The following is a 12,860-nucleotide window of genomic DNA, read 5'->3' on the forward strand; positions in this document are numbered from 1 at the left end:
CCGCCGTCGGAACGGCCGGGCGCGTTATGGCTTCCGGTATGTCCGCGCAACGGCCGCGCCTCGGAGCCTCCCCGTACGATGGGTGGCCAGGGCCGCCACAGGCGGCCGCTACGCCGAATCCGACGAGGAGACGCACGACGTGAGCGAGCAGCAGCGCCCCCAGGACGAGACGAACGCCCCCGTGTTCAGTCCCCGCAAGAACGGGCAGGCGCAGTCGGTCTCCGACGAGCTCGCCGCGTGGATGAGCACCGGGTGGGCCGACACCGAGCGGCGCGACCTGGAGCCGGTGGAGCAGGCCGGGCACACCGCCCGCCGTCGCGCCGCGCTCAGCGCGGCCTTCCCCGGTGACCGCCTGGTCGTCCCGGCCGGGCAGCTGCTCACCCGCTCCAACGACACCGAGTACCCGTTCCGGGCGGCCACCGACTACGCCTACCTCACCGGCGACACCTCCGACGGCGGCTGCCTGGTGTTCACGCCCCGCGCCGAGGGCGGGCACGACGTGGTCCTCTACCTCAAGCCCCGTTCCAACCGTGACAACGGCGAGTTCTGGCTGGGCGGCTACGGCGAGCTGTGGACCGGCCGCCGCAACAGCCTCTCCGAGGCCGCCGACCTGCTGGGCGTGGCCACCGCCGACGTGACCACGCTGTCCGGCGTGCTGCGCGCGGGCGGTGCGACCACCCGCATCGTGCGCGGCCACGACGCCGAGCTCGACGCGATCGTCGACGGGCTGCGCGCCGACGCCGACGAGGAGGCCCGCGCCAAGTACGCCCAGCTCGACGAGGACCTCTCCGTCACGCTGGCCGACCACCGCCTGGTCAAGGACGAGTGGGAGGTCGCCCAGCTCCAGCTGGCCGTGGACGCCACGGTGCGCGGCTTCGGCGACGTCGTCAAGGCGCTGCCGCAGGCCAAGGACACCTCCGAGCGCTTCATCGAGGGCACGTTCTTCCTCCGCGCCCGGGTGGAGGGCAACGACGTCGGCTACGGCACCATCGCGGCCTCCGGCGCCAACGCCACCACCCTGCACTGGACCCGCAACGACGGCCCGGTGCGCGAGGGCGACCTGCTGCTGCTGGACGCGGGCGTGGAGACCACCACGCTGTACACCGCCGACGTCACCCGCACCATGCCGGTGTCGGGCACCTTCACCGACGTGCAGCGCCGCGTCTACGACCTGGTGTACGCCGCCCAGGAGGCCGGGATCGCCGCCGTCGCCCCGGGCAGGCCGTTCGTGGCCTTCCACGAGGCGTCCCAGCGGGTGCTGGCCGAGGGCCTCGTCGAGTGGGGCCTGCTGGAGGGCCCGGTCGAGCGCGTCCTGGAGCTGGGCCTGCAGCGCCGGTACACCCTGCACGGCACCGGCCACATGCTGGGCATGGACGTGCACGACTGCGCGGTCTCGCGCCAGGAGGTCCACCTGTACGGGGACCTGGAGCCGGGCATGGTGCTCACCGTCGAGCCGGGCCTGTACTTCCAGCCCGACGACCTGACCGTCCCCGAGGAGCTGCGCGGCATCGGCGTGCGCATCGAGGACGACGTGCTGGTCACCGAGGAGGGCCGCACGGTCATGTCGGCCGGTCTGCCGCGCTCCTCCGCCGAGGTGGAGGCCTGGCTGGCCGAGCGCCTGCCGCGCTGACCCTCCCCGAACACACGACGGGACCGCCTCCTCGGAGACGGTCCCGTTCCTGCTGTGCCGGGCAACGGGGGAGGGCGTCCACGCGTTGCGCGCGCCTGTGAGGGCGGAGCCCGCCCCTTCCCGCGCCCAAGAGTGGCCCATGCCTCGCCACAGCACGTTTGGGCAGGTCGGTGCACGGCCAGCGGGAAGGGGAAGGGAAATCCACCAACCAGGAGGTTCCACCCCATGGCAGAGCACACCCACGGGACCCGGCCGCGCGTCTTCGCCTCGCCGGGGCGCTACGTCCAGGGTCGGGGCGCCCTGGCCCGGCTGGGCCCGCTCGTCTCCGACCACGGCTCCCGCCCGCTCGTCCTGGTCGACGAGGTCGTCCGCGGACTGACCGAGGACGTCCTCACCGCCTCCTTCCGCGAGGCGGACCTGCCCCTGGTCTTCGAGAGCTTCGGCGGCGTTCCGACCAGGGCCGAGGCCGAACGCGTCTCCGGGACGATCCGGGACGGGGGCCACGACGTGGTCATCGGCCTGGGCGGCGGGGCCGCGATCGACACCGCCAAGGCCGCGGGGGACAACACGGGGGTCCCGTGGGTCAGCGCGGCCACGGTGGCCTCCACGGACGCGCCCACGTCGGCGCTGTCGGTGGTCTACACCGAGTCCGGGGCGTTCGAGTCCTACCGCTTCTACGACCGCAACCCGGCGCTGGTGGTGGTCGACACGCAGTTCGTGGCCGAGGCGCCCACCCGGTTCCTGGCCGCCGGGGTCGGCGACGCCCTCGCCACCTGGATCGAGGCGCGCGCGGTGGAGCGGGCGCACAGCACGAACATGGTGGAGGGTCTGCCGACCCGTGCGGGCACGACCCTGGCGCGCCTGTCCTGGGACATCCTGTGGGAGTCGTCCCTGCCCGCGCTGGAGGCGGTGGACCGCGGCCTGGTGACCCCGGATGTGGAGGCCGTCGTGGAGGCCACCACGCTGCTGTCCGGCCTGGGCTTCGAGTCCGGCGGGCTGGCCGCCGCGCACGCGGTGCACGACGGGCTGACGGCGGTGGACGAGACGCACCACCTCGCCCACGGGGAGAAGGTCAACATCGGCTCGCTCACCCAGCTGCTGCTGGAGGGCGCCCCGGCCTCGGAGGTGGACGAGTTCGCGCGGTTCACGGCCCGCGTGGGCCTGCCGACCACCCTGACCGAGGCGGGATTGGGCGACGCGGACGACGAGGTGCTCGACCGGGTCGTGGCCGCGGCGACCGCGCCGGAGGAGACCATCCACAACCTGGCGTTCACGCCCTCGGCCCGGGACGTGCGCGACGCTCTGCGCGCGGTGGAGGCGGTGGGCCGTCGCGCCCGCCGCGAGGCCGGGCTCGGGGAGCCGCAGGCGCCCGGGGCCCACTGACCGCCCCGGAGGCCGTTTCAGTCCACCGGCTCTGCCAGCCGGGCCAGGTCGGCCTCCAGGTGCCCGGTCAGGAACGCGCGGGTCCGGGACGCCGCCTCAGGGGCGTGCCCGCGTGGGGTGAGCTCGGTGAACATGACCAGGTACAGGTAGACCCGGTACAGGGCGAGCCTGCGCAGCAGGCCGGGGGTGAGGTCGACGCGGCCCCCGGCCTCGCGGTAGCCCGCCAGGAGCGCGGTGTCCTCGCGGACGTCTCCGAAGAGCGCCAGGGACACCAACTCGGCCGCCGGGTCGCCCCAGAAGGCGCGCTCGGCGTCGATGATCCCGCTGAGGCGGGGCGCGCCCCCGTCGTCGCCGGTCCCGGTGAGCAGGACGTTGCCGTCCCACAGGTCGAAGTGGACGAGCACCGGCGTGCGCACCGGGGCCAGGTGCGCGAGGTTGGCCGAGACCAGCCGCAGGATCCGCTCGCCGCCGCCGGGCAGCGCGACCGCGAACCGGTCGGCGTCGGCCACCACCGCCTCCACCATCGCCCCGAAGGCCTCCGGCCAGGTGGGTGCGCGCAGTCCGTCCCGCCCCGGGTAGCCGAACCCGCTCCCGGTGACGGTGTGCAGCGCCGCCACGGCCCGTCCCAGCTCCCGGCGGACACGGGCGGTCCGCTCCGGCGCCAGGCTGGAGCGGACCCCGTCCAGGGGGACTCCGGGCAGGTGGCTGAGGAACAGGTACGCGCGGTGCGGGTCCCCGGGAACGGTGCCCAGGTGCAGCACCTCGGGCACGAGCGGGCCGCACACGGGCCGGGTCCGCGCGTAGGCCATGGCCTCGGTGGCCGTGATGCCGTGTTCATAGGTGAGCCGGGGCCGGTCGGAGGGGGGTGCGAGCTTGAGCACCGACCGGCGGCCGTCGGCCAGGACCACGCGGTGTACGGAGTTGTAGGTGCCGCCGGTGAGCACCGCGCGTTCGCGCACGCGGGCGCCGTCGCCGAACGCCGCGCGCACGAGCGCGTCCAGGAGGGCGTCGTCGGGGTCGGTCGATGGGGAGGGGAGGGGCATGCCCACACCCTAGGTCCCCTCGGCCTGAAGCCGTCGGCTGACGACTGTCGGCAGACGGACGCGGACAGTCGTCAGCGGTCAGCGGCCAGCGGGCGGCGAACCGTGGGACTGCTCGGGGACGGCCGCCGTGGGAGGTGGCCGCGAGGCCCACCGGGCGCGCGCCCACCGGGACGGTCCGGCTGACCTGGGCGCCGCCCCGCGCCGAAACCACCGCCGAGGACCGGAAGACCACCGGAGCGGGAACCCCGCACGTCACACCGTCAACGTTTCCGGTCAGCTTTCCCGGAGGGGTTCCAGGAGAAGGCGCACGCGTCCGCGCGGCCGTCGTCCGAGGTCACCCCGGAGACCCGGCCGGTCCGACGGTCCCGGAAGCCGTGAGCGCCCGCTGGCCCCGCCTCCGCGAGGTTTCGCGGGGGCCGAACGGGATAGCCGGGATAGCACCCGGCCGCGTGCGGCGGCCGACGTACGAAGGGACACGGACATGGGCGCATCGTCGGGCGCGGCCCGCGCGCTGCTGCTGGGGCTGGCCGCGGGGTCGCGGAGCACGCTCGGGGGCGCACCGCTGTGGCACTCCGCGGGGAAGGGCCGGCGCGCGCTCATGGCGCTGGCCGCGCTCGGGGAGTTCTCCGGGGACAAGATCCCCGGCATCCCCAGCCGCACCGCCGCGCCGAGCCTGACGGCCAGGGTGGTGAGCGCGGGAACCGGCGGCGCCCTGCTGGCCCGGGGAGCGGGCACGTCGCCCGTGCTCGCCGTCGTCCTCGCCGCCGCGGCCGCGCCGGTCGGCACCCTGGCGGGGGTGGGGTGGCGGCAGTACTGGAGCGGTACGGGCCGCCCGGCCTGGATCGGCGGTGTCGTGGAGGACGCCTGCGCGCTCGCGCTCGCGCGCACCGCCTGCCGGGGCCTGTCCGCGGACGGCTCCGCGCGAGACTGAGGGGCGGCCCGTTCCGGTCACAGCCCTCCTGAGGCCGGACAGGGCCCGGCGCCCGCTCCAGTCACACCCCGTTTCCGATCACATTCTGTTTTCGGTCACACTCTGTTTCCGGTCGGGTTGAATCCGTCGTTCGCACCGGTCACACCCCGCCTGCCGCGAACCCGGAACCGGCACGGGGGCGCCCGCACCGGGTTTGCTGCGCGGATGTCGCGGTTATGGTCCAGAACACACCGCTGTTCCGGGAACGGGCGCATGGTCTGGAGCGTTGGGGTAGCTCTGGGGAGGTTCCGTGAACCCCCGGACGAACCCTGTCGAACACCACAACCTGAGGACATCTGTGACCGGGCAGCCCACTCCATCCACGGCCGAGACCGCTTCGGCCCCACCGCAGGACGACAAGAGCGCGCGGGCGGGGCGCCTCATCATCCCCTTGCTCCTGGTCTCGGCGTTCGTGGTGATCCTGAACGAGACGATCATGGGCGTGGCGCTGCCCGCGCTCAACCGTGACCTCGGCATCTCCGTCTCCACCGGACAGTGGCTGACCTCGGCCTTCATGCTCGTGATGGCCGTGGTGATCCCTGCGACCGGGTTCCTGCTCCAGCGCTTCCACGTGCGCCAGGTGTTCATCACCGCGATGACGCTGTTCAGCGTCGGCACGCTGCTGTGCTTCCTCGCCCCCGGCTTCGGCTTCCTGCTCGTGGGCCGCGTGGTCCAGGCGGCGGGAACGGCGATCATGATGCCGCTGCTCATGACCACCGTGCTGAACCTGGTCCCGTCGGACCGCCGCGGCCGCACCATGGGCAACATCTCCATCGTCATGTCGGTCGCGCCCGCCGTCGGCCCGACCCTGGCGGGCCTCATCCTCAGCGTGCTCGACTGGCGGTGGATGTTCGGGCTCGTCCTGCCCATCGCGGTCCTGGGCCTGATCCTGGGCGCCCTCTTCATCCGCAACGTCACCGAGCCGCGCCCCGCCAGCATCGACGTCCTCTCGCTCCTGGTGTCGGCGGTGGCCTTCGGCGGGCTCGTCTACGGCTTCTCCGGCCTGGGTGAGGGAGAGGCCACCGCCGTGGTCCCGCCCGTCGCCTCGATCGGGGTCGGCGCCGTCGCGCTGGTGCTGTTCGTGTGGCGCCAGCTGCGCCTCCAGCGCCACGACCGCGCCCTGCTGGACCTGCGGGTGTTCCGCTCCAGGCAGTTCTGCGTCTCGATCGGCCTGGTGCTGATCAGCTTCATGGCCCTGTTCGGCACCCTCATCCTGCTGCCGGTCTACATGCAGAACGTCCTGGGCCACGACACGCTCGTCACCGGCCTGGCCCTGCTGCCCGGCGGTCTGGTCATGGGTCTGCTCGCCCCGGTGGTCGGCCGCCTCTACGACCGCGTCGGTCCGCGCCCCCTGGTCATCCCGGGCTCGGCGCTGGTGTCCCTGGTGCTGTGGGGCATGACCCTGCTCGACGCCCAGACGCCGGTCGGCTTCGTCATCGCCGCCCACGTGACGCTCAGCATCGGCCTCGGCTTCATGTTCACCCCGCTGCTCACCGGCGCGCTGGGTTCTCTGCGGCCCGAGCTGTACTCGCACGGCAGCGCCGTGGTCGGCACCGTGCAGCAGGTCGCGGGCGCGGCCGGTACGGCGATCTTCATCGCGATCATGTCCGCCACGTCGGCGGGCCTGCTCAGCGACGGGCTCACCGGGGTCAACGCCCAGGCGGGCGGCGTCCACGCGGCCTTCCTGGTCGGCGCGGTGGTCTCCGTCGTGGCCTTCGCGCTGACCTTCCTGGTGCGGCGCTCGCAGGCCGCCGCTCCGCAGGACGCGCCCGCCGCCGTCCACTAGGACGTCGCGGGGCGCGGACACGGGAGAGGGGCGTCGGGGACCGGTCTTCACGGACCGGCGCCCCGGCGCCCCTCTCGGCGTGGCGCCTCCCCGCGCGATCGGCTGCCCGTCCCGGCCCCCGACTACGACGTGCGGGGCCGTACCGCGTCGGCCGCCAGCGTGCCCAGCAGGGACAGCGACTGCGCGCTGGGCGAGCCCGGTTCGGCGTGGTAGACCACCAGCTCCTGACCCGGCGCCGACCTCACGTCGAAGGCGTGCAGGCTCAGCTCCAGCGGGCCCACCTCCGGGTGGGCGAAGCGCTTGGTCTCCAGCCTCTTGCCGCGCACGCCGTTGCGCCGCCACAGCCGGGCGAAGTCGGGGCTCTGCGCCTCCAGTTCCCCGACGACCTCGCGGACGCGGGGGTGGTCGGGCCAGGCGCCCTCGGCCAGGCGCAGGCCCTCCACCGTGTTCGCGGCGACGGCCGGCCAGTCGGGGTAGAACGCGCGGGACCCGGGGTCCAGGAACACCGCCCTCGCCAGGTTCCGGGAGAAGGGGAAGCCCCGGAGGAGCCGCTCGGCCAGGGGGTTGCAGGCCAGCACGTCGTAGGCGCGGCCCAGGACCAGCGCCGGGGTGTCGTGCCAGGAGTCCATGAGGCCGAGGAGCGAGGGGTCGGCGCGCTCCGCGGGGGCGGGCGCCTCCGGCCGCGGGACCAGCCCGGCGAGCCGGTACAGGTGCAGGCGGCCGTCGCCGTCCAGGTGCAGGGCCTGTCCGAGCGCGTCCAGGATCTGCGGTGAGGGCCGGGTCTCGCGGCCCTGTTCCAGCCGTGTGTAGTAGTCGGCGCTCATTCCGGCCAGCAGGGCCACCTCCTCGCGCCGCAGCCCGGCGACGCGGCGGTGTCCGTGGACGGGCAGGCCCACCGCACGCGGCGTGAGCCGCGCGCGTGCGCTCCGGAGGTAGTCGCCCAGTGATGGGGAGTCCATGACGACCAGGGTAGGGCTTCGCGGCCCGGTGTTCCTGGGTGCGCTCCACCCAGGAACACCGCGGTCTTCCTGGCCTGCGGCGGCCCGCCCAGACTGGGGTGAGTCCAGTCGACCCAGGAGGAGGACGGCCATGAACGACCAGATGACGGCCACGAGCGACCAGGAGCGGGAGACGGCCCGCAAGGTGATCGTCGTGACGGGGGCCAGCAGCGGGATCGGCGAGGCCGCGGCGCTGCGCCTCTCCGCCGAGGGGCACCACGTGGTGCTCGGGGCGAGGCGGGAGGAGCGCCTGCGCTCACTCGTCCGGGACATCCGCGACTCCGGTGGCAGCGCCGAGCACCGGAGCCTCGACGTCACGGACCCCGACAGCGTCCGGGAGGCGCTCGACGCCACCGTGCGCGAACAGGGGCGCGTGGACGCCCTCGTCAACAACGCCGGGGTCATGCCGCTGTCCCGGATGGACGCGCTGCTGGTGGACGAGTGGGACCGCATGGTCGACGTCAACGTCAAGGGGCTGCTGCACGGTGTGGCCGCGGCGCTCCCGCACTTCCAGCGCCAGGGCTCGGGGCACTTCGTGACCGTCGCCTCGATCGGCGCGCACGAGGTCGTGCCCACGTCGGCGGTGTACTCGGGGACCAAGTTCGCCGCGTGGGCGATCACCGAGGGGCTGCGGCTCGAACTCGACCCGGGCATCAGGGTGACCACGGTCTCCCCGGGCGTGGTCGAGAGCGAACTGGCGGACCACATCACCGACCCGGGCGCGCGGGAGGCGATGCGCACCTACCGCAGGAACGCGCTGTCCGCCGACGCGATCGCCCGGGCGATCGCGTTCGCCCTCGGCCAGCCCGCGGACGTGGACGTCAACGAGATCATCGTGCGGCCCGCCGCCCAGCGCTGAGCGGGGCCCGAACGCGGGCGGACCTGACTACGGGCGCGGCTTCGCGGGGTCCCCGACCCGAAAGGGGCCGTGCCCGTCGCCTCCGTCCCGTTCGGCGGACGGGGTCTGCCCGTCGCCGACGTGGTCCTGCACCCACTCCACCATCGGCAGCAGCAGGTCGGTGACCTCGCGGCCGTCCCCGGTGAGGCGGTACTCCACGTAGGGCGGCACCACCGGCCTGGCGTCGCGCAGCACCAGGCCGTCGGCCTCGAAGGTGCGCAGGGTCTGGGCGAGCATCTTCTCGCTGATCCCGCCGATCGTGCGCAGCAGCTCGCTCCAGCGCAGCGGCCCGCGGGACAGGGAGACCAGCACGAGGACCCCCCACTTGCTGGTGATACCGGCCAGCAGCCGCCGGGAGGGGCAGTCGGCGGACAGGACCTGCCCGCGGGGAGGGGCAGGGGAACCGGATGGCACGCTCATGGCACCAACTTACCAAAAGGTGGGTACCCGACTTTTGGAATGTGTCAGTGAGCGGGAGGGTTGGGACGCGTGGACGGCCGGAACGCCCGGCCGCAGCGAAAGGAAGTCCCCATGTCCGTCGTCATCACCGGTGCCACCGGCCACCTCGGCCGCCTCGTCGTCGAGGACCTCCTGGACAGGGGCGTCCCGGCGGAGCGGATCACCGCCACCGCGCGCGACACCGCCGGACTGGCCGACCTCGCCGGCCGGGGCGTGCGCACCGCCCGCGCGGACTTCGACGACCCCGCCTCGCTCGGGGAGGCCTTCAAGGGAGCCGACACCCTCCTGCTGGTCTCGGGCACCGCGATCGGCGAGCGGGTGCGCCAGCACGGCGCCGTGATCGAGGCCGCCGCGGAGGCCGGCGTCGGACACCTCGTCTACACCAGCGCGCCCAGGGCCACCGACACCACGCTGGTCCTGGCACCCGAGCACAGGGCCACCGAGGAGCTCCTCACCGCCTCCGGCCTGGCGTACACGATCCTGCGCAACGGCTGGTACAACGAGAACTTCACGCAGCAGCTGGAGCAGGCGCGCGCCACCGGCGCCTTCGTCGGCAGCGCCGGGCGGGGACGCACCGCCAGCGCCTCGCGCCGGGACCTGGCCGAGGCCGCCTCCGTCGTGCTGCGCGACCCGGCGGCGCACGCGGGCGCCGTCCACGAGCTCGCCGGCGACACCGCGTGGACCTACGACGACCTCGCCGCGACCCTGGGCGAACTGCTCGGCCGCGAGGTCGTCTACCGCGACCTGACCACGGAGGAGCACGTGGCTGCCCTGACCGGGGCCGGACTGGACGAGGACACCGCGCGCTTCGTGGCCGCGCTGGACACCAACACGCGCGACGGGGAGCTGTCCGACACCACCGGCGAGCTCTCCCGCCTCATCGGACGCCCGACCACCCCGGTCGGCGAGACCCTGCGCACTCTGCTCTGACCCGCGACCCGTCCCCTCCGCCCGGGAGGGGACGGGGCCCTCAGCCGGAGGCCGGGTCCGAGGGGGTCAGCGCCAGAGGCGGACCGGCGGACGGCCCCGGGACGGGGTCGGCCACGATGTCGGACCAGGGCAGGTCCACCGCGGAGGTCCCGGCGGCGAGGGCGGCCGCGGCCAGCCTCAGCGTCAGCGGCAGCCGCCCGCAGCGGTCGGCGATCCGGGCGACCAGGGCCAGCTCCGCGGCCCGGGCCCACATCCCGGCCACGGACAGGAACAACTCGACCGAGGACTCCTCCGAGAGCACGTCGAGCGGCAGGGGACGGGCGCCGAACAGCGCGACCAGCCCCGTCAACGGGTGCCGACTGGTGACCAGCACCACGCTGCCCCGGCCGGTGGGCAGCAGGGGAACGAGCTGTTCGGCCGAGGCGGCGTCGTCGAACAGGAACAGCAGGCACTGGTCGGCCGTCACCGACCGGAAGAGCTTGGCGAGCTCGCCGGCGCCGGTCGGCAGGCCCCGGGGGTCCGCGCCCAGGCCGCGCAGCAGCTGGCGCAGCGCGTCGTCGGGCCGGGTGGGCTCCTCCCCGGAGGCGGACCCGCGCAGGTCCACGTAGAGCTGGCCGTCGTGGAAGTGGTCCCGGACGGTGTGGCTCCAGTGCAGGGCCAGCGCGGTCTTGCCGACGCCGGAGACCCCGGTGAGCAGGAAGACCGCGGGCCAGCGGTCGGCCTTCCGGTCGTCGTCCAGCGCCCGGTCGAGCACGGACAGCTCCGCTGAGCGGCCGACGAACTCACCGACCCCGTAGGGCAGTTCGGCGGGGCGGACCCGGCGGACGCCGTGCGCACCGCCGCGCGTGCGTCCGCCGTCCGGCTCGGCCGTGAGCAGGTCCAGGTGCAGCTGCCGGAGCCGGGCGCCGGGGTCGGTACCCAGTTCGTCGGCCAGCCTCTCGCGCAGCGCCGCGTAGACCTCCAGTGCCTCCCCGGTGCGTCCGCAGGCGTGCAGGGCCGACATCAGCAGGCCGGTGAAGCGTTCGTGGGTCGGGTGCTCCGCGCACAGCGAGAGCAGTTCGGGGACGGCGGCGGCCCCGCGGCCGAGGTCGATCTCGGCGCCGTACAGCTCCACCAGGGCGTGCAGCCGCCTCTCCTCCAGGGCCGGGCGCGCGTGGGCGGCGAGCGCCGGTGTGACGCCGCCCAGTGCGGGGCCCGTCCACAGCGACAGCGCGGTGCGCAGGGTCCGGACCGCGTCGGCGGGGCGGTCGGCGGCCCGCTCGGAGTGCGCGCGCACCAGGAGCCGCTCGAACACGCCGCTGTCCGTGGCCTCGGCCGCCACGGTCATCCGGTAGCCGCAGGTGCTCCGGACGATCGTGTCCGCGTCCAGGATCTTACGGAGTCCGTGCACGTGCACCTGAAGCTGGGAGCGTGCGCTGCGCGGCGGGTGTTCGCCCCAGACCAGGTCGATGAGCCGGTTGTCGGGGACGACGGTGTCGGGTTGCAGGAGGAGGGCGGCCAGGACGGTACGCCTTTTGGGCCCTCCCGTGCTGACCGGACGACCTTCGGAGTGCACCTCGACAGAACCGAGCATTCGGTACCGAATCCCTGACAGATCGGTCTCCACTCATGAACTCCCTGACGCACGATGAATACTCCGCTGCGCAACGTCGCGGAGCATACGACACTCGTCGGCGCACCGTCCACCTGCGTGGGGGGGAGAGTGCGGAGAGTGCCCGGGCGGCTCTGAGATGACCTGGGGCTTTGGTTTTCGGTCCATTGAGGACTTGTTTCGCTAATGGTCGCAAACCATGCGAAGAAGGGCAGAGGTCGGGCGGCCCCGGCGAGAACCGGCCGGGGCCGCCCGTAAGCGGGCCGGTCAGCCGCAGTTGGTGCCCTCGTCGCCGCCCTGGGTGCCGCTGATGCGGCCCATCCAGTCCACGCACCTGCCTGCCGCGTTCAGGTAGATCGGACCGGCGTAGGTGGTGAAGTAGCCGCCGTCGTAGACGTCCCAGTGGTTTCCGGCCGGGCTGATCGACAGACCCGCCTCCACCAGCACGGCCGAGCCGGGGTTGTTGCGCTTGGCCACGACGCAGTTGTAGCCGTTGGAGCTGTTGTAGGTCAGGAAGACCGTGCCCGTGCTGCCGATGTTGTCCTGGTTGACGATGCCGTACCCGGAGCCGCACTCGCCGCCGTAGGTGGCCGCCGCGGCGGGGGAGGCGCTGACGAGCAGGCCGCCCAGGCCGATACCGGCGGCGGCGGCGACGGCCGCGGCCCTCTTCGCGAGCTTGTTCATGTCATGTCCGATCACGGGTCGAGAGGATGTGGAGCAGGGAGGGAGCGGGACGTGGAACGGGGGCCTCAGCCGCAGTTGGTGCGGGGGACGGTCTTCGTGATCGTGCCGATCGTGCCGCCCCAGTCGACGCACTGGCCCGCCGCCGACAGGTAGACGGGACCGGCGTAGGTCGTGTAGTTGCCGCTGTCCCGCTTCCACGACGAGGTGCCCGAGACCCGGACGAACGCCTCCATCGGCGCGGCCGCGCCCGGGTTCGTGCGCACGGTGACCACGCAGTTGTAGCCGTTGGAGTTGTTGTAGGTCAGGAAGGTCGTTCCGCGGTTGTCGGGGAACTCGACCTTGTTGACGACGCCGTAGCCGGACCCGCACGCCCCGTTGTAGGAGGCGGCGGAGGCGGGCGCGGCGGTGGCCATCAGACCGGCCGCGGCGATCCCGGTGGCCGCGGCGAGGGTGGCGGCCTTCTTCAGGAGGTTTCTCATGGTGCTCCC

At 73.7% G+C, this 12,860-nt stretch carries 12 protein-coding genes; 6 read left to right on the forward strand and 6 right to left on the reverse strand.

The genetic code is table 11. The features are described 5' to 3' along the window. Positions 1 to 139 precede the first annotated feature (139 nt). Positions 140 to 1,630, forward strand: a complete 1,491-nt coding sequence (locus FYW99_RS22945; protein WP_150254108.1) for an aminopeptidase P family protein — start codon at positions 140 to 142, stop codon at positions 1,628 to 1,630. Between the two features lie 225 nt (positions 1,631 to 1,855). Continuing rightward, on the forward strand, positions 1,856 to 3,013 hold the full coding sequence (locus tag FYW99_RS22950; protein ID WP_150254109.1) for a glycerol dehydrogenase: 1,158 nt from the start codon (positions 1,856 to 1,858) through the stop codon (positions 3,011 to 3,013). A 17-nt stretch (positions 3,014 to 3,030) separates the two neighbouring features. Here the strand turns inward: FYW99_RS22950 and FYW99_RS22955 are convergent, their stop codons facing one another. Continuing rightward, positions 3,031 to 4,056, reverse strand: coding sequence for a phosphotransferase family protein (locus FYW99_RS22955; RefSeq protein WP_150254110.1), 1,026 nt, complete (start codon positions 4,054 to 4,056; stop codon positions 3,031 to 3,033). Between the two features lie 481 nt (positions 4,057 to 4,537). Here FYW99_RS22955 and FYW99_RS22960 point away from each other — a divergent pair, with 481 nt between their 5' ends. Further along, positions 4,538 to 4,987 (forward strand): hypothetical protein, encoded by a 450-nt coding sequence (locus FYW99_RS22960; protein WP_150254111.1) that lies wholly within the window; start codon positions 4,538 to 4,540, stop codon positions 4,985 to 4,987. Positions 4,988 to 5,324: 337 nt separating this feature from the next. Then, entirely contained in the window at positions 5,325 to 6,812 is a 1,488-nt protein-coding gene (locus FYW99_RS22965; RefSeq protein WP_150254112.1) for an MDR family MFS transporter, read from the forward strand. Positions 6,813 to 6,934: 122 nt separating this feature from the next. Here the strand turns inward: FYW99_RS22965 and FYW99_RS22970 are convergent, their stop codons facing one another. Beyond that, positions 6,935 to 7,771 (reverse strand): helix-turn-helix transcriptional regulator, encoded by an 837-nt coding sequence (locus tag FYW99_RS22970; RefSeq protein WP_150254113.1) that lies wholly within the window; start codon positions 7,769 to 7,771, stop codon positions 6,935 to 6,937. A 130-nt stretch (positions 7,772 to 7,901) separates the two neighbouring features. On the opposite strand from FYW99_RS22970, the gene FYW99_RS22975 reads away from it, so the two are divergent. Continuing rightward, a complete protein-coding gene (locus tag FYW99_RS22975) occupies positions 7,902 to 8,669 on the forward strand; it encodes an SDR family oxidoreductase (RefSeq protein WP_150254114.1) in 768 nt (255 codons plus the stop codon). Positions 8,670 to 8,696: 27 nt separating this feature from the next. Here FYW99_RS22975 and FYW99_RS22980 read toward each other — a convergent pair whose 3' ends face one another. Beyond that, complete coding sequence (locus FYW99_RS22980) at positions 8,697 to 9,128, reverse strand: winged helix-turn-helix transcriptional regulator (RefSeq protein WP_150254115.1); 432 nt, start codon at positions 9,126 to 9,128, stop codon at positions 8,697 to 8,699. A gap of 111 nt (positions 9,129 to 9,239) precedes the next feature. On the opposite strand from FYW99_RS22980, the gene FYW99_RS22985 reads away from it, so the two are divergent. Beyond that, positions 9,240 to 10,097, forward strand: coding sequence for an SDR family oxidoreductase (locus FYW99_RS22985; RefSeq protein ID WP_150254116.1), 858 nt, complete (start codon positions 9,240 to 9,242; stop codon positions 10,095 to 10,097). 40 nt (positions 10,098 to 10,137) lie between these two features. On the opposite strand, the gene FYW99_RS22990 is transcribed toward FYW99_RS22985, so the two are convergent. The 3 genes from FYW99_RS22990 to FYW99_RS23000 all read right to left on the reverse strand — a co-directional run bounded on the left by FYW99_RS22990 (position 10,138) and on the right by FYW99_RS23000 (position 12,851). Beyond that, complete coding sequence (locus FYW99_RS22990; RefSeq protein WP_150254117.1) at positions 10,138 to 11,670, reverse strand: AfsR/SARP family transcriptional regulator; 1,533 nt, start codon at positions 11,668 to 11,670, stop codon at positions 10,138 to 10,140. 285 nt (positions 11,671 to 11,955) lie between these two features. Beyond that, a complete protein-coding gene (locus FYW99_RS22995; protein ID WP_150254277.1) occupies positions 11,956 to 12,372 on the reverse strand; it encodes a spore-associated protein A in 417 nt (138 codons plus the stop codon). Positions 12,373 to 12,437: 65 nt separating this feature from the next. Then, entirely contained in the window at positions 12,438 to 12,851 is a 414-nt protein-coding gene (locus FYW99_RS23000; protein ID WP_061081085.1) for a hypothetical protein, read from the reverse strand. Between the last annotated feature and the right edge of the window lie 9 nt (positions 12,852 to 12,860).

This window comes from Nocardiopsis deserti (assembly GCF_008638355.1).
GTDB lineage: Bacteria > Actinomycetota > Actinomycetes > Streptosporangiales > Streptosporangiaceae > Nocardiopsis > Nocardiopsis alborubida.

Bases quoted from the DNA above. Each gene is read 5' to 3' on its own strand.
- FYW99_RS22950 (WP_150254109.1), top strand. From the start codon at position 1,856: ATGGCAGAGCACACCCACGGGACCCGGCCGCGCGTCTTCGCCTCGCCG.
- FYW99_RS22955 (WP_150254110.1), bottom strand. From the start codon at position 4,056: ATGCCCCTCCCCTCCCCATCGACCGACCCCGACGACGCCCTCCTGGAC.
- FYW99_RS22960 (WP_150254111.1), top strand. From the start codon at position 4,538: ATGGGCGCATCGTCGGGCGCGGCCCGCGCGCTGCTGCTGGGGCTGGCC.
- FYW99_RS22970 (WP_150254113.1), bottom strand. From the start codon at position 7,771: ATGGACTCCCCATCACTGGGCGACTACCTCCGGAGCGCACGCGCGCGG.
- FYW99_RS22975 (WP_150254114.1), top strand. From the start codon at position 7,902: ATGAACGACCAGATGACGGCCACGAGCGACCAGGAGCGGGAGACGGCC.
- FYW99_RS22980 (WP_150254115.1), bottom strand. From the start codon at position 9,128: ATGAGCGTGCCATCCGGTTCCCCTGCCCCTCCCCGCGGGCAGGTCCTG.
- FYW99_RS22985 (WP_150254116.1), top strand. From the start codon at position 9,240: ATGTCCGTCGTCATCACCGGTGCCACCGGCCACCTCGGCCGCCTCGTC.
- FYW99_RS22990 (WP_150254117.1), bottom strand. From the start codon at position 11,670: ATGCTCGGTTCTGTCGAGGTGCACTCCGAAGGTCGTCCGGTCAGCACG.
- FYW99_RS22995 (WP_150254277.1), bottom strand. From the start codon at position 12,372: ATGAACAAGCTCGCGAAGAGGGCCGCGGCCGTCGCCGCCGCCGCCGGT.
- FYW99_RS23000 (WP_061081085.1), bottom strand. From the start codon at position 12,851: ATGAGAAACCTCCTGAAGAAGGCCGCCACCCTCGCCGCGGCCACCGGG.